28 protein-coding genes are annotated in these 26,905 nt (G+C 72.3%); 8 read left to right on the top strand and 20 right to left on the bottom strand.

Annotated elements, in window-relative coordinates; all coding sequences use genetic code 11:
• Positions 1 to 29: 29 nt before the first annotated feature.
• From DV701_RS17205 to DV701_RS17145, 14 genes are all read right to left on the bottom strand, one after another.
• Positions 30 to 902 carry a hypothetical protein gene (locus DV701_RS17205; RefSeq protein ID WP_202863577.1) on the bottom strand — a complete coding sequence of 291 codons (873 nt, stop codon included), beginning with the start codon at positions 900 to 902 and terminating at the stop codon, positions 30 to 32.
• Positions 838 to 1,302 (bottom strand): hypothetical protein, encoded by a 465-nt coding sequence (locus DV701_RS18570; RefSeq protein ID WP_202863576.1) that lies wholly within the window; start codon positions 1,300 to 1,302, stop codon positions 838 to 840. Before DV701_RS18570 ends, DV701_RS17205 begins: the two co-directional genes overlap by 65 nt.
• A 102-nt stretch (positions 1,303 to 1,404) precedes the next feature.
• On the bottom strand, positions 1,405 to 2,217 hold the full coding sequence (istB, locus tag DV701_RS17200) for an IS21-like element helper ATPase IstB (protein ID WP_114930152.1): 813 nt from the start codon (positions 2,215 to 2,217) through the stop codon (positions 1,405 to 1,407).
• Complete coding sequence (istA, locus tag DV701_RS17195; protein WP_114930150.1) at positions 2,214 to 3,422, bottom strand: IS21 family transposase; 1,209 nt, start codon at positions 3,420 to 3,422, stop codon at positions 2,214 to 2,216. Before istA ends, istB begins: the two co-directional genes overlap by 4 nt.
• 55 nt (positions 3,423 to 3,477) lie before the next feature.
• Positions 3,478 to 4,435 (bottom strand): IS5 family transposase gene (locus DV701_RS17190; RefSeq protein ID WP_202863574.1). Its coding sequence is split into 2 segments (ribosomal slippage): positions 3,478 to 4,065 and positions 4,067 to 4,435, totalling 957 coding nucleotides; the frame shifts between segments, so codons are not numbered across the junction.
• Positions 4,436 to 4,679: 244 nt separating this feature from the next.
• Entirely contained in the window at positions 4,680 to 5,765 is a 1,086-nt protein-coding gene (gene ychF / locus DV701_RS17185; protein ID WP_114930148.1) for a redox-regulated ATPase YchF, read from the bottom strand.
• 12 nt (positions 5,766 to 5,777) lie between these two features.
• Positions 5,778 to 6,719 carry an alpha/beta hydrolase gene (locus DV701_RS17180; RefSeq protein WP_228255097.1) on the bottom strand — a complete coding sequence of 314 codons (942 nt, stop codon included), beginning with the start codon at positions 6,717 to 6,719 and terminating at the stop codon, positions 5,778 to 5,780.
• A 124-nt stretch (positions 6,720 to 6,843) separates the two neighbouring features.
• Positions 6,844 to 7,494: a TetR/AcrR family transcriptional regulator gene (locus tag DV701_RS17175; protein ID WP_114930146.1), complete on the bottom strand. Its 651-nt coding sequence runs from the start codon at positions 7,492 to 7,494 to the stop codon at positions 6,844 to 6,846.
• Complete coding sequence (locus tag DV701_RS17170) at positions 7,491 to 9,041, bottom strand: class I adenylate-forming enzyme family protein (RefSeq protein ID WP_202863572.1); 1,551 nt, start codon at positions 9,039 to 9,041, stop codon at positions 7,491 to 7,493. Before DV701_RS17170 ends, DV701_RS17175 begins: the two co-directional genes overlap by 4 nt.
• Complete coding sequence (locus DV701_RS17165) at positions 9,038 to 10,192, bottom strand: branched-chain amino acid ABC transporter permease (RefSeq protein ID WP_114930144.1); 1,155 nt, start codon at positions 10,190 to 10,192, stop codon at positions 9,038 to 9,040. Before DV701_RS17165 ends, DV701_RS17170 begins: the two co-directional genes overlap by 4 nt.
• Positions 10,189 to 11,070, bottom strand: a complete 882-nt coding sequence (locus DV701_RS17160) for a branched-chain amino acid ABC transporter permease (RefSeq protein WP_114930142.1) — start codon at positions 11,068 to 11,070, stop codon at positions 10,189 to 10,191. The genes DV701_RS17165 and DV701_RS17160 overlap by 4 nt, the downstream gene beginning before the upstream one ends.
• The gene (locus DV701_RS17155) at positions 11,067 to 11,795 is read right to left on the bottom strand and encodes an ABC transporter ATP-binding protein (RefSeq protein WP_114930140.1); all 729 of its coding nucleotides are present in this window, start codon (positions 11,793 to 11,795) and stop codon (positions 11,067 to 11,069) included. The genes DV701_RS17160 and DV701_RS17155 overlap by 4 nt, the downstream gene beginning before the upstream one ends.
• Positions 11,792 to 12,589, bottom strand: a complete 798-nt coding sequence (locus tag DV701_RS17150) for an ABC transporter ATP-binding protein (protein WP_114930138.1) — start codon at positions 12,587 to 12,589, stop codon at positions 11,792 to 11,794. Before DV701_RS17150 ends, DV701_RS17155 begins: the two co-directional genes overlap by 4 nt.
• Positions 12,586 to 13,800: a substrate-binding domain-containing protein gene (locus DV701_RS17145; protein WP_114930136.1), complete on the bottom strand. Its 1,215-nt coding sequence runs from the start codon at positions 13,798 to 13,800 to the stop codon at positions 12,586 to 12,588. Before DV701_RS17145 ends, DV701_RS17150 begins: the two co-directional genes overlap by 4 nt.
• A 218-nt stretch (positions 13,801 to 14,018) precedes the next feature.
• Between DV701_RS17145 and DV701_RS17140 the strand changes: the two genes are divergently transcribed.
• Positions 14,019 to 15,263: a DNA recombination protein RmuC gene (locus DV701_RS17140; RefSeq protein ID WP_114930134.1), complete on the top strand. Its 1,245-nt coding sequence runs from the start codon at positions 14,019 to 14,021 to the stop codon at positions 15,261 to 15,263.
• A gap of 160 nt (positions 15,264 to 15,423) precedes the next feature.
• Here DV701_RS17140 and DV701_RS17135 read toward each other — a convergent pair whose 3' ends face one another.
• Together DV701_RS17135 and DV701_RS17130 are read right to left on the bottom strand one after the other, a co-directional pair.
• On the bottom strand, positions 15,424 to 16,455 hold the full coding sequence (locus DV701_RS17135) for a 4-hydroxy-3-methylbut-2-enyl diphosphate reductase (protein WP_202863745.1): 1,032 nt from the start codon (positions 16,453 to 16,455) through the stop codon (positions 15,424 to 15,426).
• A gap of 17 nt (positions 16,456 to 16,472) precedes the next feature.
• The gene (locus DV701_RS17130; RefSeq protein ID WP_228255096.1) at positions 16,473 to 17,225 is read right to left on the bottom strand and encodes an alpha/beta fold hydrolase; all 753 of its coding nucleotides are present in this window, start codon (positions 17,223 to 17,225) and stop codon (positions 16,473 to 16,475) included.
• 18 nt (positions 17,226 to 17,243) lie between these two features.
• On the opposite strand from DV701_RS17130, the gene xseA reads away from it, so the two are divergent.
• Both xseA and DV701_RS17120 read left to right on the top strand, forming a co-directional pair.
• On the top strand, positions 17,244 to 18,485 hold the full coding sequence (xseA, locus tag DV701_RS17125) for an exodeoxyribonuclease VII large subunit (RefSeq protein WP_114930131.1): 1,242 nt from the start codon (positions 17,244 to 17,246) through the stop codon (positions 18,483 to 18,485).
• Positions 18,486 to 18,937: 452 nt separating this feature from the next.
• Positions 18,938 to 19,228 carry an exodeoxyribonuclease VII small subunit gene (locus DV701_RS17120; RefSeq protein WP_114930129.1) on the top strand — a complete coding sequence of 97 codons (291 nt, stop codon included), beginning with the start codon at positions 18,938 to 18,940 and terminating at the stop codon, positions 19,226 to 19,228.
• Between the two features lie 26 nt (positions 19,229 to 19,254).
• Here the strand turns inward: DV701_RS17120 and DV701_RS17115 are convergent, their stop codons facing one another.
• Entirely contained in the window at positions 19,255 to 19,878 is a 624-nt protein-coding gene (locus DV701_RS17115) for a DUF4245 domain-containing protein (protein WP_114930127.1), read from the bottom strand.
• An 89-nt stretch (positions 19,879 to 19,967) separates the two neighbouring features.
• Between DV701_RS17115 and glpX the strand changes: the two genes are divergently transcribed.
• The 4 genes from glpX to DV701_RS17095 all read left to right on the top strand — a co-directional run bounded on the left by glpX (position 19,968) and on the right by DV701_RS17095 (position 23,660).
• Positions 19,968 to 21,005 carry a class II fructose-bisphosphatase gene (gene glpX, locus DV701_RS17110; RefSeq protein WP_114930126.1) on the top strand — a complete coding sequence of 346 codons (1,038 nt, stop codon included), beginning with the start codon at positions 19,968 to 19,970 and terminating at the stop codon, positions 21,003 to 21,005.
• Positions 21,006 to 21,017: 12 nt separating this feature from the next.
• Positions 21,018 to 21,968 (top strand): carbohydrate kinase family protein, encoded by a 951-nt coding sequence (locus DV701_RS17105; RefSeq protein WP_114930124.1) that lies wholly within the window; start codon positions 21,018 to 21,020, stop codon positions 21,966 to 21,968.
• 79 nt (positions 21,969 to 22,047) lie between these two features.
• Complete coding sequence (locus DV701_RS17100; RefSeq protein WP_114930122.1) at positions 22,048 to 22,572, top strand: beta-class carbonic anhydrase; 525 nt, start codon at positions 22,048 to 22,050, stop codon at positions 22,570 to 22,572.
• A 29-nt stretch (positions 22,573 to 22,601) separates the two neighbouring features.
• Entirely contained in the window at positions 22,602 to 23,660 is a 1,059-nt protein-coding gene (locus DV701_RS17095) for a MauE/DoxX family redox-associated membrane protein (protein WP_114930120.1), read from the top strand.
• Positions 23,661 to 23,701: 41 nt separating this feature from the next.
• Here the strand turns inward: DV701_RS17095 and glmM are convergent, their stop codons facing one another.
• The 3 genes from glmM to rplM form a co-directional block, all read right to left on the bottom strand.
• Complete coding sequence (glmM, locus tag DV701_RS17090) at positions 23,702 to 25,048, bottom strand: phosphoglucosamine mutase (protein ID WP_114930118.1); 1,347 nt, start codon at positions 25,046 to 25,048, stop codon at positions 23,702 to 23,704.
• Positions 25,049 to 25,220: 172 nt separating this feature from the next.
• The gene (rpsI, locus tag DV701_RS17085; protein ID WP_114930116.1) at positions 25,221 to 25,721 is read right to left on the bottom strand and encodes a 30S ribosomal protein S9; all 501 of its coding nucleotides are present in this window, start codon (positions 25,719 to 25,721) and stop codon (positions 25,221 to 25,223) included.
• A gap of 16 nt (positions 25,722 to 25,737) precedes the next feature.
• Complete coding sequence (gene rplM / locus DV701_RS17080; RefSeq protein WP_114930114.1) at positions 25,738 to 26,181, bottom strand: 50S ribosomal protein L13; 444 nt, start codon at positions 26,179 to 26,181, stop codon at positions 25,738 to 25,740.
• Between the two features lie 171 nt (positions 26,182 to 26,352).
• On the opposite strand from rplM, the gene DV701_RS17075 reads away from it, so the two are divergent.
• The gene (locus DV701_RS17075) at positions 26,353 to 26,904 is read left to right on the top strand and encodes an ArsR/SmtB family transcription factor (RefSeq protein WP_114930112.1); all 552 of its coding nucleotides are present in this window, start codon (positions 26,353 to 26,355) and stop codon (positions 26,902 to 26,904) included.
• Position 26,905: the final 1 nt, after the last annotated feature.

Genomic DNA, 26,905 nt, shown 5'->3' with positions numbered 1-26,905 from the left:
GCGCGCGACCACGTCGGCCAGGAGCAGACCTAGGACCCGCTCGACAGGATGCGCACGCGTTCGCCGTGCCTCGCGGTGATCGCGATCCCGTCGAGCTCTGCCCCACCGTCGGCGACGTGCGCCGCGTCTGATCCTTCCCCGGACGCCTCGATACCGCCGTCGACGGCGAACGAACGGACCAGGCCGTCGACCTCTAGGGTCGTCACCCGTTCTCCCGTGGTGGCCAGCCGGCCGCCGATCCGGACCTCATCCACGACACCGCCGGCCTTCACACTGAGCGCGACCGCCTGGAGCGTGACCTGCACACCTTTGACCAGGCTCAGACCTTCGCCGCCGCTGGTCGTGACATCCCCGGTCACGACCAGGTGGCCCAGCGGCTTGCTGACCTGGATCCCCATCGACCCGTCGCCGGTCGTCTGGATGCTGGTGAAGCGTGCCTCCCGCAGGCTGCCGTCGTAGTGGTTGAACCCACGGGCACCCTTGCCGGTCGTGGTGATGGACGCCTGCACGTCGAGGATGCCGATGTCGCCGAAGTTGACCACTCCGATGCCGCTCGGCCCGTGGGAGGCCACCGGCGCCGTGGCGGTCCACGTGGCGACCCTGCCCCAGTTGTCCAACGCCATGTCGTTCTGCCCGTAGGTCGTCACCGGTCCGGCGCAGACGACGCGGTCCACGCGCGCCCCGCTGATCACGAACACGCCTCCGGAGATCAGGTCCGGCGTGCCTTCCGCGATGCCGCCGTCGGCATGAATCTCGCCGGTCCGGAGCTCGTCGACCAGGACGGTGCCGCCGGCTGCCTTCCCGTCCCAGTCACCGTGACCACCGACGAAGACGCCGCTACCGCGCACCGGCTCCGCCGCCGTCCCCGCCGAGATGTCCAGGAGCTCGGCGGTCAGCTCCACCGCCCGGTCGCCCTGCCGGTTCCATACGGTGAACGCCCCCCTGCAGCGCATCCACTCCGAAGCCGTGCGGGCGGTCGAACCGGCCGCGCACGTCAGCGGCCGCGACGTGGACGCCCTCGGCACGGATCCGGCCGGCGCGCACGCGATCCTGGGCGAGGAGCGCCACCTGCCCGCGGGTCCTCACGTTGCGCAGGACGAGCGTGCCGAGGTCCTCCACGGACGTGGCGTTGAGGATCGCGGCCTCCTGGAGGGGGACCTCGATGGTGATGCCCTCCAGCGTGTTGTCGGAGGTCAGTCGCACGCCCCGGGCGCCGAAGCGGAGCGTGCCTCCGCGGAGGGTCGTCCCTGGTGGGAGCGTGATCATCGGGGACCCGGTGATCACGCCATCGACCTCGATCACGCTCGACCGGCGCTCTATCGCCCGCGCCAGCTAGGGCGTGTCTCCCAATTGTCGACGGCGCTCGAAAACTGGACAGTTTCGGCGGTCGAAAAGTGGACAGTTTCAGTCTAGTGCGCCCTGCTCGGCCTTGATGCTGGGCAGGGTGTCGATTCCTCGGTCGCGCAGTCGGTAGGAGGCGCCTTTGAGGGGTATGACGTCGGCGTGGTGGACGATGCGGTCGATCATCGCGGCGGCGACGACCTGGTCGCCGAAGACGCCGGCCCAGGAGCTGAACGGCAGGTTCGAGGTGAGGATGAGCGAGGCGTGCTCGTACCGTGAGGAGACAAGCTGGAAGAACAGGTTCGCGGCGTCCTGGGCGAACGGGAGGTAGCCGACCTCGTCCACGGCGATCAACGGGTAGCGCCGCAGCCGGGTCAGCTCGGCGTCGAGCCGGCCGCGCTGGTGGGCCTCGGACAGGCGGGTCACCCACTCACTGGCGGTGGCGAACAGCACCCGGTGCCCCTGCCGGGCGGCGGTGACCGCCAGGGCCGCGGCCAGGTGGGTCTTGCCGGTCCCGGGTGGGCCGAGCAGGACGACGTTGCGGTGCTCGGTCAGCCAGGCTCCGGAGGCCAGGGCCTGGATCGGGGTGCGGGCGGTGGGTTGGTGGTCGAAGTCGAAGTCCTCCAGGGTCTTGCCAGCCGGGAGCCCGGAGGCGCGGATGCGCAGCTGGGCGCCGGAGGCGTTGCGGGCGGCGACCTCGCGTTCGAGGACGGCGGCGAGGTAGTCCTCGTGGGTCCATCCGGCGTCGCGGGCGTGCTCGGCCAACCGGGCCGCGGACTCGGTGATGCGTGGTGCTTTGAGCGCGGCCGCGAGGTGGGTGATCTGCTTGAGCACCTCGGTCGCCGGCGTCGTCCTGGCGGTGGTCCTGGTGCTCACAGCGTGCCTCCTGCGGTGTCGAGGCCGAACGCGCGGTCGTAGTCGGCCAGGTCCCGCACCAGGTCCTCGTGCTCGTCGGGCAGCACCTGGTCACGGTGCTGGTAGGCGCGGCGCAGGTCGCCCGCGGCGGCCACGTGGGCGGGGTCGGTGACGGTCATCGAGCGGGCCCACCGGCGAGGGTGCTCGGCCACGAGGCGGCCGCCGTGACGGACGCGGACGACGTCGAGGTCGGCGGCCACGTCCACACGGGCACCGATCGCGGTGGGGTGGACGGAGTAGTCGTTGGTGTCGACGCGCACGTAGTAGTCCCGGCCCAGGCGGACGTGGTTGCGCCAGCCCAGGTGGAGCAGGGCCGGCGGCAGCGGTGTCATCTTCTCCTTGTCGGCGGTGAGCAGGTCGACCGGTCTCGCCTTGGTCGTGCGCACCATCCTCGCGTTGGCGGTGCCCAGCCAGTCGGTGAGCTGGGCGTTGAAGTCGGCCGGGGACTCGAAGTGCCGGCCGGGCATGAACGAGGTCTCGAAGAAGCCGTTGCGCCGCTCGACCACCCCTTTGGACTCCGGGTCCCGCGGTGGCAGCAGCACGATCTTGGTGGCCAGGGTCCCGGCGAACACCGCGGCCGGCTCGGTCAGCTTCCCTCGCCCGATCCCGGCCTCGTTGTCCCAGATCAGGCGGCGGGGCACGTACCCGACCTGCGACAGCAGCGACCACATGCCGAGCAGGAGGTCGGCGGTCTTGCGGGTCGGGATCATCCGGGCGAGCATGAACCGGCTGTACGCCAGCGTCATCACCAGCACCGGAAGCAGCGCCCGGTTGCCGTCCTCGAGCAGGATCTTGCGCGGCGGGAACCACAGGTCGCACTGCGCCACGTCCCCGGCCGCCCACGTCAACCGGTCCGCCGGGTCGATCGGGCGGTGGTCGGCCCGCACCCGGTTCACGTTGTCCCGGAACCAGCGGATCGAGCCGGTCCACCCGACCCGCTCGGCGAGCACGGTCGCGGGCATGTCCGGGGTATCCGCGAGCAGCACCCGCACCCGTGCCTCGTACGGGGTGAACGAGGTCGGGCCGCTGGCCCGCTCGTACTTCGGTGGCCCCTGCGAGGCGACGGCGTTGAGCACCGTGGTCCTCGAGATGCCCAGCTTCCTGGCGATCGCAGCGTTCGGCACACCCTCACGGGCCAGCCTGCGGATCAGCGCCCAGTCCTCCATAGTGATCACTCTCCAATCGTGGTTGGGGTGTCCACTCTTCGAGCGCCGTTACTGCCTAGTTTTCAAGCGCCGCTGACACCAATAGGCGTAGCCAGCGTATGCAGGTCTGGAGGATCGCGGCTGCCCGGTAGGTGATGGCGAGCTTGTCGTAGCGGGTGGCTAGGCCTCGCCACTGTTTGGTCACGCTGAAGGAGCGCTCCACGACGTTGCGGTCCTTGTAGGTATCTGCGTCGAAGGCCGGGGGTCTACCGCCTGCTGAGCCCTTGCGTAAGCGAGCGGTGATCTCGGTGGTCTTCTGCGGGATGACTGCCTTGATCCCGCGGCCAGCCAGCATGTCCCGGTTCACGCCGCTGGTGTAGGCACGGTCTGCGACCACCGCCTCGGGCCGGGTCCGGGGACGTCCCGGACCCGGGCGCGGAACCCGAATGTCAGCGAGTACCTCGGCCAGCATCGCCCCGTCGTTACGCTGCCCGCCGGTGACCACCAACGCCAACGGACGACCATGGCCATCGACCGCGGCATGGATCTTGGTGGTCAGCCCACCACGAGAGCGACCGATCCCGTGACCTGCAGGTTCTCGCTCACCGCCCAGAGAGCTGGCAAGGAACCCGGGCGGCAGATTCGTGTAGTTCGATCGAGCCCCCTGTGTCCTGCTCGGGGCGGGTCGTGTTCGTGCCGTGCTGGTGGGCACGGTTGATCGTGGCATCCACCGACACCGTCCAGTCGACCTTGCCGGCGGCATCGGCCTCGGTCAAGATCTGAGCGAGCACCCGGTCCCAGGTCCCATCAGCCGCGTAGCGACGGTGCCGCTTCCACACGGTCTGCCACGGTCCGAAGACCTCGCGAGGCAGGTCGCGCCAGGGCATCCCAGTGCGGTAACGGTAGATGATCCCCTCCACCACCCGACGGTTGTCACCAAACGGGCGACCCCGCCGACCGGCATTCGAAGGCAGCAGCGGTTCGATCCGCTCCCAGTGCGCATCGGACAACGACTGACTCCTCGAAGAACTCACCCACCGATACTGACGCGAGCCTCACCCGAGATATTGGAGACACGCCCTAGGCCGCAGTCCGCACCTTCACCACATCGCTCATGCCTCGATTGTCTCCGAGTCGTGCCCCGGTGGCGACGTGGGCGCGGCTCTGGTCCCGTCGGTGCAGGTCAAGGCGCAGGTATGGCGGGAGGGGTCCACCTTCTCGACGGTCGAGTCCTTGCTCCCGAACGACCCGACCACGAACCGGACACGGAGGACACGCTCACACGTTGAAGCGGAACTCCACCACGTCACCGTCGTTCATCACGTAGTCCTTGCCCTCGATGCGCACCCGGCCCGCCTCCTTGGCCTTCGCCATCGAGCCGGCGGCGTCCAGGTCCTCGAAGGAGACGACCTCGGCCTTGATGAAGCCACGCTCGAAGTCGGTGTGGATGACCCCCGCGGCCTGCGGCGCGGTCCAGCCCTTGCGGATCGTCCAGGCGCGGGACTCCTTGGGACCGGCCGTGAGGTAGGTCTGCAGCCCGAGGGTGTCGAAGCCGACGCGGGCCAGCTGCTCCAGCCCGGGTTCCTCGACGCCGACGGACTCGAGCAGCTCGCGCGCCTCCTCGTCCTCCAGCTCGGCCAGGTCGGCCTCGAGCTTGGCGTTGAGGTAGATCGCCTCGGCGGGCGCGACCAGGGCCGCGAGCTCCTCGTGCAGCGCCTCGTCGGTGAGCCCGTCCTCGTCGAGGTTGAACACGTAGAGGAAGGGCTTGGTGGTGAGCAGCCCGAGCTGGCGGGCGAGGACCGGGTCGACGCCTGCCTCGGCACCCGCGGCGTAGAGCGTGTCCCCGCGCTCCAGGACAGTGCGGGCCGCGACCGCCGCGTCGAGGAGCTCCTTGGGCGTCTTCTTGCCCTTGACCTCCTTCTCCAGGCGCGGGACCGCGCTCTCGAGGGTCTGCAGGTCGGCCAGCACCAGCTCGGTGTTGATCGTCTCGATGTCGTCCCTCGGGGAGACCTTGCCCTCCACGTGCACGACGTCGTCGTCGCCGAAGGCGCGCACCACCTGGCAGATCGCGTCGGCCTCGCGGATGTTGGCGAGGAACTTGTTGCCCAGCCCCTCCCCCTCGCTCGCGCCGCGGACGATACCGGCGATGTCGACGAAGCTGACCGTCGCCGGCAGGATCCGGGCGCTGCCGAAGATCTCGGCGAGCCGGGTCAGCCGGGCGTCCTTGAGCGGGACGACCCCGACGTTGGGCTCGATCGTGGCGAACGGGTAGTTCGCGGCGAGCACGGAGTTCTTGGTCAGCGCGTTGAAGAGCGTCGACTTGCCGACGTTGGGCAGTCCGACGATTCCGATGGAGAGGGCCACGGGGTCAGGAGTCTACCGGGCCTCACCCAGCGCCTCGACGACGTGCGGACGCACCTGGGCGGCGCCCTCCGCGAGCATGATCACCGTGTAGTGGTTGACGTCCTCCACCGGCACCATGCGCACCGCGGGATAGCGCACGGTCCACAGGTCGCGGGCCGCGTCGGGGTAGAGCGGCGGCACCTCGTCCATCAGCCCGCGGGGCGCGACCAGCCAGGTCGCCGGACGCCGCAGGTGATCCAGGGCGTGCTGCACCGAGTCGCCGTCGACGAGCTCGCGGATGTCCTCCCCCAGCGCGGCGACCCGCGTGGCGGGTCGCAGCTCGGGCTCGGCGCCCACGAGGTCGTAGTCGACGTAGGCGGTGGTGAGGTCGGTCCACCCCGGTCCCAGCGCGGGGTGCTCCCGCCAGAAGTCGCGGTAGGCGGCGCGGCTCGGGAAGGTCATCTGCAGACGTTCCGCAGCAGGTCCCAGGACCAGCCCGGCCATCTCGTCCGGCGCGACGCCCGGAGGCGGGAGGAGCGGCATACCCCCGTCGACGAGGACGAGGGAGGAGACCGTGTCCGGGTGCCGGTCGGCGAGCACGAGGGAGACGAAGCCCCCCATCGAGTGGCCGACGACAACGACCGGTCCGGCCCCCAGGTGGTCCAGGACGGCCGCGACGTCGTCGGCGTGCGTCGGCATGCCGTAGGGCGCGGGCAGGTCCCTGGACCGGCCGCGGCCGCGCAGGTCGGGCGCGACGATCCGCACCCCGGGCAGCTGGCGGGCCAGCTCGGCCCAGCCGACGTGCGAGGCGGTGATGCCGTGGACGGCGAGCACCGTCGGCGGCGCCGGACCACCACCCTCGGGCTCCCAGACACCGACGTGCAGGTCACCGCCGCGCACCGGCACCTCGACCTCCCGGTAGCGGGGCCCGACGACCTGCCCGACGGACGGTGGCAGCGTGGTGGGCGTGCTCACCGAGCCCTCCACCCTCCGTCGATGGTGTACGACGCCCCGGTCACCGTCGCCGCGTCGTCAGGGGCCAGGGTTGACACCAGGGCGTCGATGCCGCTGTCCCCTCCGGTGACCAGTGCCGTGCGTGTCATGTCGTGCTGTCCTCTCTGTCGTGGTCGGTCGGTGCCGCCGGCGGCTCGAGCGCCCCCTGGATGAGGTTCATGAGCCCCTCGAAGACGCCAGGGTCGATGCGGCCCGCGCCGTCCCAGAGGACCCACCGCATGCCGATGAGCTCGCCGGCACCCATGAGCGCCCAGGCGGTCACGGTGGGGTCGACGTCCCGGATCTCCCCCGCTGCACGGGCGCTCTCCAGACCTGCGGCGTAGCCGCTGCAGATCGCCTCGTAGTGGGCGCGCATCGCCTCGGGCGAGACGAACTCGGCCTGCCTGATGATCCGGTAGAGGGCCGGGTGGGCAGCGGTGAAACGGAAGAACTCGCGAAAGCCCTCGCGCTCGGCCTCGATCCGGTCGCGGCCGCGGCGGGCGCCCTCGCTCATCGCCTGGCGCACCCGCTGGGACAGGTCGTGGACGACCTCGTCGAAGATCTCCTTCTTGCCGGGGAAGTGCACGTAGAAGGTGCCCAGCGCCACCCCGGCGCGCTCGGTGATCTTCACGATCGAGGCGTCGTGGTAGCCGACCGTGGCGAAGACGTCCTCGGCCGCCTCGAGCAGGCGGGCCCGGGTGCGGGCTCCGCGGGCGGTGCGTGGGGTGCGGTCGGCCGTCGCGCGGGTCTGTGTCACCGTGACCTCGCCTGCTGGGCCGCGAGCGCGATGTGCAGCGCCTGCTGGCGGGCGATCTTGCCGACCGACACCGACGGCAGCTCGGGGACGAGGTGGACGGCGACGGGGACCTTGAACGCCGCCAGCCGCTCGCGGCAGTGCTCGACGAGCTCGGTCTCGTCGGTGACGACGCCGCTTCGCGGGACGACCAGCGCCACGCCCCGCTCCCCCCACCGCTCGTCCGGCACGCCCACGACCACGGCCTGCTCGACGCCGGCGTGGGTGAGCAGCACGGCCTCGACCTCGGCGGGCGCGACGTTCTCCCCCCCGGAGATGAAGATGTTCTTGAGCCGGTCGACGATGCGCAGGTAGCCGTGCTCGTCGCGGGTGGCGACGTCACCGGTGGACAGCCAGCCGGCGCGCAGGGCCGCGCGGGTGGCCGCCTCGTCGTGCAGGTAGCCGCTGAACACCCCCGGACCGCGCACCAGCAGCTCACCGGTGCCGGGGCCCTCGATCCGCTCGCCGGTCGCGGGTGCCGCGAGCGCCACGTCGACGTGGGGGTAGGGGACGCCGGCCCAGCCCGCGCGCGCGGTCGCCTCCCTGGGAGGTATGCAGAGCACGTTGGGTCCGGCCTCGGTCAGGCCGTAGCCCTGCACGAGGCTGACGCCGCGGCCGTGGAAGGTGCGCAGCAGCGGCGCGGGCATCGGGGCGCCGCCGACGATCGCTCTGCGCAGGCTGCTCAGGTCGGCGGTCGCGAAGGCGGGGTGCTCGGCGAGCCGGAGGTACTGCGTGGGGACACCCATCATCGTGGTGATCCTTCGTTCGCGGACCAGGCTGAGCACCCGGCCGGCGTCGAAGGAGCGCTCGAGCACGACGGTGGCACCGGTCCACCAGGCCAGGAGCGGCTGGATGTTCCATCCCCCGACGTGGAACTGCGGCATCACCGCGAGCACCACGTCGTCCTCCCCCAGCTCCACGGTGCGGGACAGGGACAGGTTGGTCCAGTAGCAGGCCCGGTGCGAGAGCACCGCCGCCTTGGGGGCGCTGCCGGTGCCGGAGGTGAACAGCACGAGGAGCGGGTCCTCGTCCTGGACCGCCTCCACCGGCCCCTGCTCACGCACCCGGGGCACGCCGGTCGCGTCGATCCCGGTCAGCGGTACGGTCGGCACCCGGCGCGCCAGGTTGCCCAGGACCTCGCGGGCCAGCCCGGAGGTCTCGTCCTCAGTGACGAGGAGCACCGGTGCGAGCAGGTCCACCTGGCGGGCCAGCTCTCGGGCGGTGAGCCGCCAGGAGAGCGGGGCCAGGGCTGCACCCACCCGCGCGCACGCGAAGAACAGCACGACGTGGCAGCTGGAGCTGCCGACCAGGGTCGCGATCCGGTCCCCGCGCCGCACGCCGGCCGTGCGCAGATGCTCCACGAGCCGCTCGATCCGCGCCTCCATCCGCCCGTAGGTCAGCTCGACACCGCGATCGAGGATCGCGACCCGCTGGGGCGCCAGCCGCGCCCGGTCGGCCGGCCACCGGCCGAGGGTGTGCAGCCCGTCGACCGGCCCGTGGATGCCGCTCATGTGACCTCCAGCCGTTCCCGCTCGTCCAGGGCGCCCGCGTCGTCCGCGGGCCCGGCCGGTCCGTGGGAGCGCTTCCCGCCGCGACGCTCGCCCCGTGCCCGCGAACGCGCACCGATCCTGGCCACCGTACCGGCGAGCCCGCCGGGCAGGAAGAGCACGACGAGGACGAACAGCAGACCGAGGATGAACAGCGGCTCGGACAGCGGGATGCGCAGGACCGCCGGCAGCCCGTCCACCCAGCCCGCCGAGGCGAGCACGGTGAGGCGCTGGTTCAGCAGCACGTAGAGGATCGCGCCGGCGACCGCGCCCCAGCGGGACCCGACCCCGCCCAGGACGACCATCAGCAGCAGCGAGATGGTGAACTCGGCGCTCATGACGTTCGGGATGGCTCCGGAGTTGAGCAGCAGGTGCACCATGCCGACCATCGAGGCGATGACGGAGGCCGCCACGAAGATGGCGAGCTTGACCAGGAACGGACGCATGCCGAGGACCTGGACCCGCAGCTCGTTCTCCCGGACGGCCGCGGCGACGTGCCCGGCCCGCGAGTTCTGCACCCACCTGGTCAACAGGTAGCTCACCGCGAGCACGCCGAGCGCCAGCCAGTAGACGTTGCGGGTGTTGAACACGCCTATGAAGAAGTCCGGCACGAACTCGGTCGGCAGCCGCAGACCCTCCTCGCCGCCGGTGAGGCGGCCCGGGTCCCGGCGGACCAGGACCGAGCCCGCCTGGGCGAACGCCAGGGTGACCATGGCGAACGGGATGCCGGTCACCTGCAGGCTGACGGCACCGAGCAGCGCCGACATGACGACCGCCGCGACCACCACCACGAGGGCTGCGGGAAGGAGACCGAGCCCGAGCTGCTCCATGACGATGCCGAGCCCGTAGGCGCCGAAGCCGAAGTACAGCGCGTGGCCGAAGCTGAGCAGGCCGGCGACGCCGAAGAGCAGGTGGTAGGACAGCGCGACCGCCGCCATCACCCAGGCGAGGGCGAGCAGGTGCAGGGTGCCCGGCGTGTAGGTGGCGCCGGGCAGGACGCCCGGGATGGTGATGTCGAGCAGCGGCAGGCAGGCGAGCAGCACGAGCACTCCCACCGGCGCGACCACCCCGGGGAGCAGCGTGCGAGCGTTCGTCGACCCGGTCCGCCCGGTCATGCCGCCACCCTCTTCCCCATCAGGCCGGACGGTCTGGCCAGCAGGACCACCGCCAGCAGGATCACCACGGCGAAGTCGCCGGTGCCCCCCAGGTAGTAGTTGGCGAACTGCTGCATGAGCGCCACCACCACGGCGGCGACCGCGGCACCGGTCAGCGACCCCAGGCCGCCGATGATCGTCACGATGAAGGCGAAGATCAGCAGGGTCTGTCCCAGCATCGGCGAGACGTAACCGAAGGCGTGCGAGGCGAGGACGCCACCGAGCCCGGCCGCGGCGCCACCGATCGTGAAGATCAGCGTGAACGCGGTCCGCACGTCGATGCCCAGGGCGGTCACCATGGAGCGGTTCTCGACACCGGCGCGGATGATCATGCCGTAGCGGGTGTACTTCAGGAAGAGCACGATCGCCAGCAGGACGAGGGTCGCGACCCCGATCGCCACGAAGCGGTCGTTGGGCACGTTGGCGCCGGCGACCCGCGTGGTCTCCGCCATCCAGGGCGGGCCGGTGATGAACCGGGCGTCGGTGCCCCAGATGCCGTCGAAGAGCGCGACGACGGCCAGCCCGAGCCCGACGGTGATGAGGATCTGCTCGATGTGCCGCTCGTAGAGGCGCTGCACGAGGAAGCGCTCGGTGAGCGCGGCGAAGACCGCGCCGGCCAGGGCGCCGACCACGAGGGAGGCGAGGAACGCCGGCCAGGTGGCCGCCCCGACGACGCGGGCGACCTCCCAACCGAGGAACGCGCCGAAGGTGAGGAAGACGCCGTGGGCGAAGTTCAGCACGCCCATCAGACCGTAGATGAGGGACAGGCCGGAGGCGACGAGGAAGTAGATGGCTCCGAGCCCGATCCCGGTGATCAGGAGGAGGACGACGGTGCTCATACGGCTCCAGCGGGGTCTTTGCCGCCGTGCACGCCCAGCAGGCGCTGGGTGGCGACGGGGTCGGAGAGGAAGGAGGAGGCGTCGCCGTGGTGGACGCTGCGGCCGTCGGTGAGCACCACGACGGTGCTGGCCAGGTCGCGCACCACCTGCAGGTTCTGCTCCACGAGCAGGACGGGGACCACGTCGGCGGCGCGCGCGAGGGCGTGCGCGACCTCGGTGACGAGGCGCGGCGCCAGGCCCTTGGTCGGCTCGTCCACGAGCAGGACGCGATTGTCGTTGAGCAGGGCGCGCGCGAGCGAGACCATCTGCTGCTGACCGCCCGAGAGCGTGCCGGCCGCCTGCTGGCCACGCTCGCTCAGCTCGGGGAAGAGCTCGTAGACGAGGTCGTAGCGGTGCTCGCTGCCCCGCCGCTCGGCGAGCCTGAGGTTCTCGCTGACGGTGAGCGCGGAGAAGACCTCGCGGTCCTCCGGCACGTAGCCCACGCCCAGCCCGGCGATCCGGTAGGTCGGCAGGGTGCTGATGTCCTGGCCGTCCAGCTCGATCGTGCCGCTGCGCCCGACGAGGCCCATGACGGCCTTGATCGTGGAGGTCTTGCCCACGCCGTTGCGGCCCAGCAGGGCGGTCACGCCGGTCGGCGTGACCTCGAGGTCGACGTGCTCGACGACCTGCTGCCCGGCGACGTCCGCCCGGAGGTCCTGCACGCGCAGGACGGGAGCGGACGTCATACCGCCTCCCCGAGGTAGGCGCTCTGGACGGTGGGGTCGGCCATGACGGCCTCCGGTGTGTCGATGGTGAGCAGGTGGCCGAAGTGCAGGACCGCGACGCGCTCGACGAGGCCCATGAGGACCTCCATGTGGTGCTCGACCATCAGGACCGTGCGGCCGTGGTCGCGGTGCAGGCTGCGGATGACCTCGGTGAGGCCCTCGACGTCACCGGAGGCGACGCCCGCCATCGGCTCGTCCAGGAGGACGACCGAGGGGTCGGCGGCCAGCAGCATCGCGATCTCCAGCTTGCGCTTGTCCCCGTGGGGCAGGTCCCCCGCGGGTCGACCGAGCCGGCTGCTCAGGCCGACCTCGTCGAGGAGCTCGCGGGCCCTGGTCGAGGCGGCGTCGCCGCGACGCGGGAAGGAGGTGAGCGACAGCGCACCGCCCTCCTTGACCTGGGCCGCGAGGCGGACGTTCTCCTCCACGGACAACCCCGCGAACAGCGAGGAGGTCTGGAACGTGCGCCCGAGCCCGGCGGTCGCCCGCTGGGTGATCGAGCGCCCGGTGATGTCCTGCCCGTCGAGGTGGACGGACCCCGAGGTCGGCGTCATCACACCGGAGACCAGGTTGAACAGCGTGGTCTTGCCCGCGCCGTTCGGTCCGATCACGCCGACGATCTGCCCCGTAGGGACGGAGAAGCTGACGTCCTGCAGGATCTGGGCACCTCCGATGCGCAGGGAGATGTCCTTGACCTCCAGCGCGGGGGCGGCCCGGTCGGCCGCCCCCGCGCCGTGGTCCGTGCTGACGTCGGTCACTTGCTGGACGCCTCCGGCGGCGCGACCTGGTCTGCGGTGAAGGTGTCGATGAGCTCCGGCGTCCAGCTGTCCCCGTCCTTGACCAGCGTGGCGCTGAACATCGGCTGGAGCAGGGCGTGGTCGCTGGCGCGGATCGTGTAGTCACCCTTCGGGCCCTGGAACTCCCAGCCCTCGAGGGCACCGATCATCGAGTTGACGTCGTCGGCGCTGCCCTCGGCGACGGCGTGCACAATCATCTGACCGGCCACGAAGCCGTCCGGGGTGAACAGGTCCGGCGTGCCGCCGGCCTCGCTGACGTGGTCCACGAGGGCCTGGTTGACCTCGTTGTCCGCCGCGCCCGGGAAGTAGTGCGAGAGGAAGCTGATCTTCTCGCCGATCGGGCCGTAGGCTCCGAAGGTCGCGCTGTCGGCCAGACCGGTGACCACGGGGGCGACGTCGAAGACGTCCTGCTGGTCGAGCGACTGCCACATGTTCCCGGCGGTCGCACCGGCCCAGGCCACGAAGATCAGGTCGGGCTTGGCGTCGATCACCTGGCGGGCGAAGCCGGTGAACTCGGTGGCGTCCTCGGGGACGAGCACGCTGTCCACCTCCGCGCCGTTGGCGCCGATGACCGCCTCGACCGCGGCGAGGTTGCCCTGGCCGAAGGCGTTGTCCTGGGCGAGGACGACCACCTTGCCGCCCTCCTCACCCAGCAGGGCGCCGGCGGTGGCGACGTCCTGCAGGCTCTGGCGGCCCGAGCGGAAGGTGTACTCGTTGGCGCCGGTGATGGCGTCGGTGGCGGCCGGGCCGGAGATGTAGAGGATCTGGTTCTGCTCGGCCTGCTCGGCCATCGCGATCGCGATGCCGGAGACGACGGTGCCACCGAGGATCTGGTAGCCGTCGCCGATGAGCTCCTTGGCGGCGGCCACCGCGGTGTCCGGGTTGCCCGCGTCGTCGCGGTAGGTGATCTGGATCGTGGTGCCGTTCACCTCGCCGGTGCCGTCGGTGGCGTAGTCGATGCCGGCCTCCAGGCCCTGCTTGTACTGCTGGCCGTAGGCGGCCAGCGGGCCGGTCTCGGAGTAGATGATGCCGACGTCGACGCTGCCGCCGGCGGCCTGCTCACCACCGCCCGCGGTGGCAGAGGCGTTGCCGTCGGCGCCGGTCGCCTCGTCGGCGGTGTCGGTCGCCGACGGCGCGCACCCGGCGACAGCCAGGACCGCGGCAGAGGACATGAGCGCTATCAGTCGGGTGCGGATCACCGGACACTCCTTCGTGGCTGAGTCGAACATGAAAGGTGATTCATGTTTCGGTCTCACTCTGGCAGCCTGGTTCGGGCGCTGTCAACGCGGGTCAGGTCACGATGTGGTCACGACCCGTCGAGGAGTCTTCGGCGGGGCCACGTGCGGTCGGCGCGACAGGCCTGTCGGAGGGCGCTGGCATCCTCGCAGGTATGCAGACGCTCCCCTGGCAGGTCGTGCTCCTCCTTGCCGTGGCCCTCGTCCTGGCCCTGGCGGTCGGGGCCGTGGTCGGTGCCGCGCTCGCCCGCGCCGGAGCGAGGGCCGGGCTGGTCCGCGCCGAGGCCGAGCGGGACGGCTGGGCCCGCCAGGCCCAGGGCCTCGAGGACGCGCTGGCGCAGGAGCGCGGGTCCGCGGCCCAGCTGGCCCCGCTGGGGCAGGCGCTGCGGAGGGTCGAGGAGCAGGTGCACGTGCTGGAGCGCGACCGGTCCAGACAGTTCGGCGAGGTGGGCGTGCAGCTGGCCGACGTCGCCGAGCAGGCCAGGGCGCTGCACCGGCAGACGGCGGCCCTCTCCGGCGCGCTCAACTCCTCGGGCACCCGGGGCACCTGGGGCGAGGTGCAGCTGCGGCGGGTGCTCGAGCACGCAGGCATGCTCGAGCGCTGCGACTTCGACGAGCAGGTCAGTGCCGTGACCAGGCATGACGCCCGCGTCCGCCCGGACGCGGTTGTCCACCTGCCCGGCGGCAAGAGCCTGGTGGTCGACAGCAAGGCGCCGCTCACGGCCTACCTGCGCGCCCAGGGCGAGGACGTCCCGGCCGAGGAGGCGGCACGGCTGCTGCGCGACCACGCGCGGGCCCTGCGTGGGCACGTCGAGACCCTCGCCGGCAAGGACTACTGGAGCGCCTTCGCCAGCTCCCCGGAGCTCGTCGTGTGCTTCGTGCCCAGCGACTCGGTGCTGGCCGCGGCCCTGCGCGCCGAGCCCGACCTCTACGACCACGCGCAGTCCCGGCGCGTGGTGCTCGCCTCGCCCGCCACCCTGCTGGCCGTGCTGAGGGCGACCGCCCTGGCGTGGCAGCAGGAGGCGCTCACCGCCAACGCCCAGCAGCTGCTCCGGCTGGGGACAGAGCTGCACCAGCGGCTGGGCACCGTGGGCCGCCACCTGGGCTCGATGGGCTCCTCGCTGCGCCGCTCCGTGGAGACCTACAACCACCTGGTGGGCACGCTGGAGTCGCGGGTGCTGGTCACCACGCGTCGCATGCACGAGCTGGGGCTGGTCGAGGAGGCGGTCGAGGCGCCGCCGCCGGTGGACGCCTCGCCACGCCCCCTGACCAGCGCCGAGCTGCTCGCCGACGAGCTGGAGTCAGCCACCCCGCGCAGGGACGACCTGGACGAGGCCGCCGCTCGCAGGACCCGGTCGGCCGACGCCGTCCCCCGGCAGGACGAGCCGTTCGGGGCCTGACCGACAAGGACTTCGTCCTGCACCGGATGCGGCATCGGGCGCACAGCCTCGCGTGCCGCACCTTGTCCATCCCGCCGCGGGGGCAGGCTGACCCGACAGGACCTGCGACGCCCGGGCGCGGCGTGGCCGTCCCGCAACCTCGTGCTGCCAAGGAGGCCGCCTAACGCAGGGCGCCGGGGTCGTGGCGGAGCTTCTTGACGTCGTGCCCGGCCGTCTTGAGGTCGCGGCGCAGCTCGGTGGGCAGCGCGAAGAGGATCGACTCCTCGGCGGCGGTGACCGGCTGCACGTCCTCGTAGCCGTGCGCCGCGAGCCGCTCCAGCACCCCGCGCACGAGCAGCTCGGGCACGCTGGCGCCGCTGGTCACGCCCACGGTCCGCACGCCCTCCAGCCAGGCCTCGTCGATCTCCTCGGCGTAGTCGACGAGGTGGCCGTCCCTGGCGCCGTGCTCGACGGCGACCTCGACCAGCCGCTTGGAGTTGGACGAGTTCTGGGAGCCGACGACGATCACGAGGTCGCACTCCCGGGCCATCTGCTTCACCGCGACCTGACGGTTCTGGGTGGCGTAGCAGATGTCGTCGCTGGGCGGGTCCTGCAGGGCCGGGAACCGCTCGCGCAGCCGCCGCACCGTCTCCATCGTCTCGTCGACCGACAAGGTGGTCTGGGACAGCCACACCACCCGCTCCGGGTCGGGGACCTCGACGGCGTCCACGTGCTCGGGGCTCTCCACCAGGATCGTGTTCTCCGGCGCCTCCCCCGCGGTGCCCTCGACCTCCTCGTGCCCCTCGTGCCCGATGAGCAGGATCGTGTAGTCGTCCGCGGCGAAGCGGACGGCCTCGCGGTGCACCTTGGTCACGAGAGGACAGGTCGCGTCGATCGTCCGCAGCGAGCGCTGCCGGGCCTCCTCGTGCACGGCCGGGCTGACACCGTGCGCGGAGAAGATGACCCGCGCGCCCTCGGGCACCTCGTCGGTCTCCTCGACGAAGATCGCCCCCCGACGCTCGAGGGTGCGCACGACGTGCTTGTTGTGCACGATCTCCTTGCGCACGTAGACGGGGGGGCCGTAGAGCTCCAGAGCCTTCTCGACCGTCACCACGGCGCGGTCCACCCCGGCGCAGTAGCCGCGCGGGGCGGCCAGCAGGACCCGCCGGGCACCAGGCGTGCCGGGCTCAGGCGTCGCGACGTCGGTCGGCACGGTGGCTGGGGTCGTGGTCACCGGTCCATCGTAGGCAACGGCCCTGCGCCGCTGCCGGGCGCGGCTGCCTCCAGCAGCAGTGCGGCGAGCGCGTCCGGGTGGGTGAGCGGCAGCAGGTGCGTGGCGTGCGGCACGGTGACGACCCTCGCCTCCCTGGCCGCCTCGGCGTAGCGGCGGACGTGGACGCGCATCTGGTCCAGCCCGCCGTTGACGAGGAGGACCGGGCAGTCCACGTCACCGAGGAGCCCCGGCCCGCAGTCCTCCATCACCGCCTGCCACGCGTCGGGCAGGGCCGCGTAGGCCTCGCCGCCGGGGAGGGCCGCGACGATCTCGCCGCGGGCGCCGAGCCAGCGCATGAGCCCGTTGGCCACGCGTGCCATCCTCTCGGCACCGACCCGGGGAAGCACCCGCGCGAACCCGCGGTAGACGCCCGAGAGCCGGCTGGCGGGGTCTGCGGTGGCGCCCACGAGCACGAGCCCGGCCAGGTGGCCCGGGCGGCGAGCGGCATACACGGTGGCCATGTAGCCGCCCAGGCTGTGACCCACGAGCACCACCCGACGGCCGCGCGCGACGCCCTCCACGGCGTCGGCGATGACGTCCACAGCGGCGTCGGTGGTGAACGGCTCCCCCACCCGGCTGCCGTGGCCGGGCAGATCCACCGCCACGACCTCGAGACCGGGGAGCAGCCGGCGGTAGGGGTCCCACTGCCGGGCGTCCATCCTCGTGCCGTGCACGAGGACGAGGCGCGGCTGCGCGAGGATGTCGTCCACGCTCCCTAGGCTAGGCACGTGACCTCGACCTCGCTGCCCCCGACCGCCCGGGAGACGACGGCGTCCTCCCCGTGGCCGGTCCGCACGCTGTCGATGAAGATCAGCGACTACGTGGACAAGATGTCCCCGTTGTGGGTGGAGGGGCAGATCGTCCAGCTCAACCGTCGACCCGGGATGAAGACCGCCTTCCTCACCCTGCGCGACACCGACGTCGACATGTCCCTGTCCGTGGCCATCCCGACCGGTGCCCTCGACGCCATGCCGTCCCCGCCCCAGCAGGGCGCGCGCGTCGTCGTCCACGCCAAGCCCACCTTCTGGACCAAGCGCGGCACGCTGCAGCTCGAGGCCCGGCAGATGCGCCACGTCGGGGTGGGAGAGCTGCTCGCCCGGCTCGAGCACCTCAAGCAGCTGCTGCGCAGCGAGGGCCTGTTCGACGTCGGCCGGAAGCGCCCGCTGCCCTTCCTCCCGGCCCGGATCGGGCTGATCACCGGACGCGCCACCGCGGCCGAGCGCGACGTCCTGGCGGGGGTGCACCGGCGGTGGCCGGCCGCCCGCGTCGAGGTCCGTCAGGTCGCCGTCCAGGGCGCCGACACCGTGGCCGCGGTCACCGGCGCCCTGCGCGAGCTCGACGCCCATCCCGAGGTCGAGGTCATCGTCGTGGCACGCGGCGGGGGTTCCTTCGAGGACCTGCTGCCCTTCAGCAACGAGGCCCTCGTCCGCGCCGTGGCGGAGGCACGCACCCCGGTCGTCTCGGCCATCGGGCACGAGAGCGACACCCCGCTGCTCGACTTCGTCGCCGACCTCAGGGCGTCCACCCCGACGCACGCCGCCGCCGCGATCGTGCCGGACGTGGCCGACGAGCTGCAGGGCCTGGCCACCGTCCGCCGCCGGGCGCGCCAGGCGATGGTGCGCCGCGTGGCGACCGAGCGGGAGCGGATCACCGCGCTGATGAGCCGCCCGGTCATGGCCGACCGCGCCGCCATCGTGGCCCAGCACCGCACCGAGATCGAGGCGCTCCTGGCCCGGTCACGGCGCAGCGCGCAGGACCGGCTGGACCGTGAGCGCGACCGCACGGCCGGACTGGTGCGACACCTGCGCGCCGTGTCCCCACAGCAGACCCTGGAGCGCGGCTACGCCGTGGTGCGGCACCGTGACGGGTCCATCGTGCGCGACCGCGAGGAGGTCGAGGTCGAGGAGGTGCTGCGGGTGACGGTGGCCCGGGGCGACTTCGCGGTGCGCCCCGTCGCCACCCCCGCCTGAGGCCTCAGTCCCGGGTCGGGTCGGTCTGCGGCGCCGGCTCGTCCGGCACCGGTGACGGCGACGGCCCGGGCTCGCCGGGGTCGCTCGGCCGGGTCGCTCGGCCGGGTCGGGCCGCCGGGGGCGGGCGCCGGCTCGCTGGGCCGAGGCGGCTCCTGGGGTGCCGGGCCCGGCGCGGGCTCCGGTCCGGGCCCGGGCGTCCCGCCGGGGCCCGGTGTCGTCCCGGGCCCGGGCCGGGCGGGCTCGTCGGGCAGCCCCGGCTGGTTCTCGTCCCGTTCCCCCGCCTCGTCGGTACTGAACTGGTGCCGCTGGTCGCTCATCGGGTCTCCTGTCGTCCTGCCGACCTCGGGGGGTCGGTCCGACGACCACGCTATGCCCGGCCGCGGGGATCGGCACCTCGACGCCCTGGCCGGTGCGCCCCGGTCAGTGAGGTCCGCGGCGGTTAGTCTGACCGGATGACGCAGACCTCACAGGATCCCGCGCCGGTGGGCGAGCTGACCTACGAGCAGGCGCGCGACGAGCTCGTCGCGCTGGTGGCCAGGATCGAGTCCGGCGCCGTGCCGCTGGAGGAGTCGATGCTGCTGTGGGAGCGTGGCGAGCAGCTGGCCGCGCACTGCCAGGCCAAGCTCGACCTCGCCCAGGAGACCCTGGACCGCAGCGCCGGCGGGGGTCCAGCAGCAGCGACCGACGGGGCCACGACCGACGGGGCCGACGAGGACGACACCGAGGAGGACCAGGACTCCTAGCCGGCCAGCAGCATCCTGCCCGTGGACTACTCGCGAGCCTGGACCGTGTCGAGGAACTCCTCGAACTCCGCCTGGTCGGCGGTGCCGTGCACCACGACGGTCGTGCCGCCGGTCACCTCCGGCCCGAGGACGTAGGCGTGCTCGGCGTTGCCCTGCGGCTCCCCGGCGTACTCCTCCCAGACCTGCTCACCGTCCGGGCCGCCGAGCTCGACCTCACCGACCGGCCGGGCGTCGCCGAGGACCGCAGCGCGCCACGCGTCGGTGACGTCAGCGGCCTGGTGCAGCGCGACGTACTCCCCGTCGGGGGATACGTAGGAGATGTGCCAGGTCTGCACCTCCTCGAGCGGCTCGTAGAGCACCACCGTGGGGGTCCAGCCGTCGCCCGGCGCGGGCACCCACACCGGCCACGGCGCCTGCTCGACGACGTAGTTCGCCGTCTGGGTGACCTCGGGAGGACGCCGCTGCGACTCCGCGGGGTTGAAGGTCAGCGACCACCAGGCCAGCACGACCGCCCCCACCGCCAGCACCGACCACACCATGTTCTGCACCGAGTAGGAGGCAAGCCGCCGGCGTCGGCCGTCCGCGGGGTCGGGTCCCGCAGACCCGTCCCGGACGTGCGGGTCGCTGCTGGGCGGAGTGGGGTCGCTCACCCCACCATCGTCGCATCCGCGCCCGCGACTCCCGGACCCCGGACCGATAGGCTGCGGACGAGCAGCGCCGACGACGAAGGAGTCCCGTCATGACCACGCCCCAACCCGCCACCCAGCGTCCGAGCACCGAGCAGGTGCTCCCCGACCGGAACCTGGCGATGGAGCTCGTCCGCGTCACCGAGGCGGCGGCGCTGGCGGCCGGCCGCTGGGTCGGCCGGGGCGACAAGAACCTCGCCGACAACGCGGCCGTGGAGGCCATGCGCAAGGTCATCTCCTCCGTCGCCATGGACGGGGTGGTCGTCATCGGCGAGGGCGAGAAGGACGAGGCGCCCATGCTCTTCAACGGTGAGGAGGTCGGCGACGGGACCGGACCCAGGGTGGACGTCGCGGTCGACCCGATCGACGGCACCACGCCCACCGCCAAGGGCATGGACAACTCGATCGCGGTCATGGCGGTCTCCGAGCGAGGCACGATGTACGACCCCTCGGCGGTCTTCTACATGGACAAGCTGGTCGTCGGCCACGACGTCGCCGACCGGGTGGACATCCGGCTGCCGATCCGGGAGAACCTGCGCCGGATCGCCAAGGCCAAGAAGCGGTTCGTGGACGACCTGACCGTGATCATGCTCGACCGGCCCCGGCACGAGCGCTACACCGCCGAGGTGCGCGCGGCGGGGGCCCGCCTGCGCTTCATCACCGACGGGGACGTCGCCGGCGCGATCGCGGCGGCGCGCGAGGAGTCCTCGGTCGACATGCTCATCGGCATCGGCGGCACGCCCGAGGGCATCATCACCGCCTGCGCGATGAAGGCGATGGGTGGCGTCATCCAGGGAAAGCTGTGGCCCAAGGACGACGACGAGCGCCAGCGGGCCCTGGACGCCGGCCACGACCTCGACCGGGTGCTGTCCACCGACGACCTCGTCACCGGCGACAACTGCTTCTTCGTGGCGACCGGCATCACGACCGGGGAGATGCTCACCGGCGTGCGGTACGGGTCGGGGTCGGCCAAGACCAACTCGCTGGTCATGCGGTCCAAGTCCGGCACGATCCGCGAGATCATCTCCCACCACCGGCTCGACAAGGTGGCCAGGATCGCCGACCCGCTGTCCCCGGACGCTCACCTCTGAAGGAGGACGGGTATGGAGCACGCCACCGCCCACGGACCGCACCAGAGCGCTGTGCTCACCCTCGGCGAGGCTCTCGTCGACGTCGTCGTCCCGCACGGCGGGGGTGAGCGGACCTCGCACGTGGGCGGCTCGCCCGCCAACGTGGCCGTCGGCCTGGCCTCCCTGGACCACGACAGCCGGCTGACGGCATACCTCGGGCAGGACGAGGAGGGCCGGAGGGTGCGCGAGCACCTGCTCGACGCGGACGTCGTGCTCACCCCCGGCTCGGACGGGGCGCCCCGGACCTCGACGGCGACCGCGCTGCTGGACGAGTTCGGGGCCGCGACCTACAGCTTCGACCTGCTCTGGGACGTCGCGCCCCAGGACCTGCACGGCGTCGGCCACCTGCACACCGGCTCCATCGGAGCCATCCTCGAGCCGGGCGCCTCGACGGTGCTGTCGACCATGTCGCGGGCCCGCCGGACGGCGACCGTCTCCTACGACCCCAACTGCCGCCCGAGCATCATGGGCGACCCGCACGCGGTGCGCTCCCGCATCGAGGAGTGCATCGGGCGCAGCGACGTGGTCAAGGCCTCGGCCGAGGACGTCGAGTGGCTCTACGGCAGCGACGTCGGCATGGACGAGGTCGCTGCGCTCTGGGGCCGGCTGAGCCCCTCCCTGGTGGTCGTGACCCGCGGCGGGGACGGCGCGGTCGTCCACGTGGCCGGACCGGACGTCACGGTCGAGCTCGAACCGGTGACCGTGGCGGTCGTCGACACCGTCGGGGCGGGCGACTCGTTCATGGCCGGGCTGCTCAGCGGGCTGCTCGACGCGGGGGTGCTCGGCTCGGCGGAGGCCCGCGAGCGGCTGCGCCACGCCGACCTCGACGACCTCGCGCCGGCCCTGCGGCGCGCGGTGGCCTGCGCCTCCTGGACGGTCGCCCGGGCGGGGGCGGCCGCGCCGACCCGCGCCGACCTGGTCTGAGCGACCTCACCTGGCTCGGCCCGTCGCGGCGCTCGGGTCTACCCTGCCAGAGAACAGCCATCCCGCAGAGAGGTCCGCCGTGAGCACAACCCCCCGTCCGACCCAGGACACCGACCCCTTCGCCGACCTGCTGGCGGCCAACGTGCGCTACGCCGAGGAGAACGACCTCGACGGCTTCGACGGCATCGCCCGGGCGGGCGTGGCGATCGTGACCTGCATGGACTCGCGGATCGAGCCGCTGCACCTGGTCGGCCTGACCCACGGCGACGCCAAGATCTTCCGCAACCCCGGCGGGCGGATCACCGAGGCCGCCCTCGAGGCGCTCGTGCTCAGCGTCCACCTGCTCAACGTGGACCGGATCCTGGTCGTGCCCCACACCCGCTGCGCGATGGCGCAGATGTCCGAGGACGAGCTGCGCGCGAAGGTCACCGAGGTCTCCGGCATGGACGCCTGGTGGCAGCACTTCCACGTGGTGCCCGACCAACGGGCCGCCCTGGTCGAGGACGTCCGACGGGTCACCAGCCATCCGCTCGTCCACGGCCGCGCCCGGGTGGGCGGCTTCATCTACGACGTGGACACCGGCCTGCTCGAGCAGGTCGTCTGATCCTTGATGCGTCACGTAGTCTTGGGGGCATGCCCACCGCGCTCTCCCTCGCCCCGCTGACGCTCGTCGCGGTCCTCGTCCTCAGCGGGATCGCCAAGCTGGGCGACCCCGGCTCGACCGACAACATGATCCGGTTGTTGCGTCTGCCCTCCTTCCTCGGGCACCGCCTGGTGCCCCGTGCGCTGCCCGTGGTCGAGCTGCTCACCGCGGCCCTGCTCCTCACGCCCTGGCGCTGGACGTATGCCGTGGGCGCGGTCCTCGCGCTCGGACTCTTCACCGCCTTCCTCGTCGTGGTGGCGCGGGCGATGACCTTCGACCCCCGACCCACCTGCGGCTGCTTCGGGCGCGTCGGCGACCACCGGATCAACGCGCGCACCGTCTGGCGCAACGTCCTGCTCCTGGCGCTGGCCCTGGTCACCGCGGGCATCGCGGTGGGCCGCTCGGCGGCAGGCGCCCTCGTCGCCGGCTACGACCGCACCGACCTCGTGTGGCTGCTGCTGGCGGTGGCGCTGGCCACCGTGGCCGTGCTCGTCCTGGGCTCGCCGTCCGGCCGGCCGGTGCACGCACGGCGCACGCACCAGGCGGCCGCGCAGCCGGTGCCGGACGAGCTCGACTACGTTCGCGCCCCCATCCCGCGCGGGGTGCTCCTCTCCGAGGACCAGGAGGTGCGCACCCTGCACGAGCTGGCGCGCGGACGCGCCCAGCTGCTGGTGCTGGCCAACTGCTGGTGCGGCAGCACCGTGGACGCGGTGGAGCGCCTGCCGGGCTGGCGCCAGCGGCTCCCGGAGCTCGACATCCAGCTCGTGCACACGCGGCGCCCCTGGGACGAGCCCCGGCTGGCCGGGCTGGAGGGCGTGTGGTGGGACCCGGGCTCCTCGGTCTACGACGCGCTGCGCTCGGGGGTCAGCCCGGCGGCCGTCCTGCTCGGCGCGGACGGGCTGCTCGCCGGCGGGCCGGTCAACGGCGTCGAGGACATCGAGGCCTTCGTCGCCGACATCGCCGAGGAGCTCTCGGCCGCGGCCGAGGAGCTGCCCGGCGGAGAACCTGCCCACGACCTCGCCCAGGACGCCGCGGGCCGGTCCTCCTAGCACCGGCTCTCCTCTGAGCCGGCCCTCCTGCTGACGCTCCCCTAGAGCGCCAGGCGCTCCTTGACGACCGTCGCGAGGCGGTCGGCATACGCCTGGGCCCGGTCGTGGGTGTCCGCCTCGACCATCACCCGCACGAGCGGCTCGGTGCCCGACTTGCGCAGCAGCACCCTGCCCTGGTCGCCCAGCTCGGCACCGACGGCCGCGACCTGGGCCAGGACCTCCTCGTCGCTGTCCACCCCGTTCTTGTCCACGCCCTTGACGTTGACGAGGACCTGCGGCAGCCGGGTCATCACGCCGGCCAGCCGGCCCAGCGGCGTGCCGCTGGAGACGACGCGCTCGGCGAGGGCGAGCGCGGTGAGGACCCCGTCACCGGTGGTGCCGTGGTCGAGCATGATGACGTGGCCCGACTGCTCGCCGCCCAGCGTGTAGCCGCCGGAGCGCATCTCCTCGAGCACGTACCGGTCGCCCACCGCCGTCTGCACCACGCGGACGCCCTCGCGCTCCATGGCCTGGAGGAGGCCGAGGTTGCTCATCACCGTGGCGACCAGGGTGTCGTCGACGAGGTCGCCCCCCTCGTGCAGCGACAGCGCGAGGATAGCCATGATCTGGTCACCGTCGACCTGCTCGCCGTCGGCGTCGACGGCCAGGCAGCGGTCGGCGTCGCCGTCGAAGGCGACGCCCATGTCCGCGCCGCGCAGACGGACGGCCTCCTGCAGCTCCCCGAGGTGGGTCGAGCCGTAGCCGTCGTTGATGTTGAGCCCGTCCGGCTCCCCACCGATGACGTCCACGGTCGCACCGGCCCTGCGGAAGACCTCCGGACCTACCGCCGAGGCCGCGCCGTGGGCCGCGTCGATGACGACGCGCAGCCCGTCGAGCCGACCGGGCACGGCTCGCAGCAGGTGGTCGATGTAGAACTCGGCGCCGTCCGGGAACGGGCGGATCCGCCCCACCCCCGCACCCGTGGGGCGCTCCCAGTCGTTGCCGACCCGTTCGGAGATCCGGTCCTCGAGCTCGTCGGCGAGCTTGTGCCCGCCCCGGGCGAAGAACTTCAGGCCGTTGTCCGGCATCGCGTTGTGGGAGGCCGACAGCATCGCCCCCATCTCGGCGTTCATCCGGGCGGTCAGGTAGGCGATCGCCGGCGTCGGCAGCACGCCGGCGTCCAGCACGTCGACCCCGGCGGAGGCCAGGCCCGCCGACACCGCCGCCATCAGGAACTCCCCCGAGGCCCGCGGGTCGCGCCCGACCACCGCGGTGGCCCGGTGCCCGCCGAACGCGCCCTGGCCGCCCAGCTCGTGCGCGACGGCGACCGACAGCTCCAGCGCCAGCTCGGCGGTGATGTCCTTGTTGGCCAGCCCACGCACCCCGTCGGTGCCGAACAGTCGTGCCATGCTGCCTCGTCTCCTCGCGCGCTCGCGCGTCGTGCTCGTCGGGTCGTGCTCGTCAGGGTCGTGCTCGGGGCCTGCGAGAGCAGTATGCCGCACACGCCGGAGGCCGGCGGGAGCACCTGCTCCCACCGGCCTCCGGTGCGGGTCGGGCGCCGTCGTCGGGGACGGGCCGCGATCAGCGCTTGCTGTACTGCGGCGCCTTACGGGCCTTCTTCAGGCCGGCCTTCTTGCGCTCGGGGACGCGGGCGTCCCGGGTGAGCAGACCGGCCTTCTTCAGGGTCGGGCGGTTCAGCTCGGGGTCCACGCCGTTGAGCGAGCGGGCCACGCCGAGGCGCACCGCGCCGGCCTGGCCGGAGGGGCCACCACCGTGGACGCGCACGAGCACGTCGTAGGCGCCGTCGAGCTCCAGGGCCACCAGCGGTTCGTTGACGATCTGCTGGTGCACCTTGTTGGGGAAGTAGGCCCCCAGGCTGCGGCCGTTGATCTTCCACTCGCCGCTGCCGGGCACGATGCGCACGCGGGCGATGGCCTGCTTGCGACGGCCGGTGCCGGCGCCGGGGGCGGAGGCCGTCGGACGGGCCGCGGCCTCGACCGGGGCGGCCGACTCGGAGGTGTACTGGGAGACGGCGTTCTCGTCGAAGTCGCCCTGCTCGGGCGCGGTGTCGTTGTCGGTCATGTCTGTCACAAGTTCCTTACTGCGCGACCTGGGAGATCTCGAACGGCACGGGCTGCTGGGCCGCGTGCGGGTGGCTGTCGCCGGCGTAGACCTTGAGCTTGGACAGCTGCTGGCGGCCCAGCGAGTTCTTCGGGATCATGCCGCGGATCGCCTTCTCCACCGCGCGGGTGGGGTGCTTGTCCAGCAGCTGCTCGTAGCTCTCGGCGCGCAGACCGCCCGGGTAGCCCGAGTGGCGGTAGGCCTTCTTCTTCTCCAGCTTGGCGCCGGTCAGGGCGACCTTGTCGGCGTTGATGATGATGACGAAGTCACCGGTGTCCACGTGCGGGGCAAAGATGGTCTTGTGCTTGCCGCGCAGCAGGATCGCCGCCTGGGACGCCAGGCGGCCCAGGACGACGTCCGTGGCGTCGATGACGTGCCAGGCGCGCGTGATGTCGCCGGGCTTGGGGGTGTAGGTACGCACGGTGCAAACCTTCGTAGTCGGACGGGAGGACAACTCCTTAAGTCTACCGAGGTTCTACGCGGCCCCCAAACCGGGGATCATCGCAGGTCAGAGGGCTGCGAGCACCTCCCAGCGGCTCGGTGCAGCGACATTGTGCACATTTATTGTGCATCTGTGGCTAGGGTGGGCAGCATGTCCGACGCCCCCGCTGCCCTCCGGACCCTCGCCCACCCGGTGCGCAGCCGGCTGCTCGCCGAGCTGCGCGTGCACGGCGACGCCACGGCGACCGACCTCGCCGCCGCACTGGGGACGAACACCGGTGCCACGTCCTACCACCTGCGCCGGCTGGCGGAGGTCGGCCTCGTCGAGGACACGCGCACGGGCACCGGTCGCCGCCGGGTATGGCGTGCCGCCCCCGAGCGGGGCGGTCTGCTCTCGGCGGAGACCGCACCGGTCGACGAGGACGACGCCCAGGCCCTGGACTGGCTGGCCATGGACTACCTGGGGCACTTCGGCGACCGGGCGCAGGGCTGGCTGCGCGAGCGCGGCTCCTGGGACGCGACCTGGCAGGAGGTGTGCGGGCTGGAGGACCACGCGGTTCAGGTGACCGCCGAGCAGGCCACCGCGATGCGCGCCGAGCTGCTCGAGGTGCTCGAGCGCTACCGGCGGGTGGGCCAGGGCAACCCGCAGGCCAGGCGGCTGGTGGTCTACACCTGCGCGCTGCCGGTGGAGCGGCGCCGCTGAG

The sequence above is a fragment of the Ornithinimicrobium avium genome, from assembly GCF_003351765.1.
Lineage (GTDB): Bacteria > Actinomycetota > Actinomycetes > Actinomycetales > Dermatophilaceae > Ornithinicoccus > Ornithinicoccus avius.
This window is presented reverse-complemented; position numbering and strand designations above follow the sequence as displayed.

Coding starts and splice junctions, on each gene's coding strand:
- istA (WP_114930150.1), bottom strand. CDS start 3,422: ATGGAGGACTGGGCGCTGATCCGCAGGCTGGCCCGTGAGGGTGTGCCG.
- DV701_RS17170 (WP_202863572.1), bottom strand. CDS start 9,041: ATGAGCGGCATCCACGGGCCGGTCGACGGGCTGCACACCCTCGGCCGG.
- DV701_RS17165 (WP_114930144.1), bottom strand. CDS start 10,192: ATGACCGGGCGGACCGGGTCGACGAACGCTCGCACGCTGCTCCCCGGG.
- DV701_RS17160 (WP_114930142.1), bottom strand. CDS start 11,070: ATGAGCACCGTCGTCCTCCTCCTGATCACCGGGATCGGGCTCGGAGCC.
- DV701_RS17155 (WP_114930140.1), bottom strand. CDS start 11,795: ATGACGTCCGCTCCCGTCCTGCGCGTGCAGGACCTCCGGGCGGACGTC.
- DV701_RS17145 (WP_114930136.1), bottom strand. CDS start 13,800: ATGTCCTCTGCCGCGGTCCTGGCTGTCGCCGGGTGCGCGCCGTCGGCG.
- DV701_RS17140 (WP_114930134.1), top strand. CDS start 14,019: ATGCAGACGCTCCCCTGGCAGGTCGTGCTCCTCCTTGCCGTGGCCCTC.
- DV701_RS17120 (WP_114930129.1), top strand. CDS start 18,938: ATGACGCAGACCTCACAGGATCCCGCGCCGGTGGGCGAGCTGACCTAC.
- glpX (WP_114930126.1), top strand. CDS start 19,968: ATGACCACGCCCCAACCCGCCACCCAGCGTCCGAGCACCGAGCAGGTG.
- DV701_RS17105 (WP_114930124.1), top strand. CDS start 21,018: ATGGAGCACGCCACCGCCCACGGACCGCACCAGAGCGCTGTGCTCACC.
- DV701_RS17095 (WP_114930120.1), top strand. CDS start 22,602: ATGCCCACCGCGCTCTCCCTCGCCCCGCTGACGCTCGTCGCGGTCCTC.
- glmM (WP_114930118.1), bottom strand. CDS start 25,048: ATGGCACGACTGTTCGGCACCGACGGGGTGCGTGGGCTGGCCAACAAG.
- rpsI (WP_114930116.1), bottom strand. CDS start 25,721: ATGACCGACAACGACACCGCGCCCGAGCAGGGCGACTTCGACGAGAAC.
- DV701_RS17075 (WP_114930112.1), top strand. CDS start 26,353: ATGTCCGACGCCCCCGCTGCCCTCCGGACCCTCGCCCACCCGGTGCGC.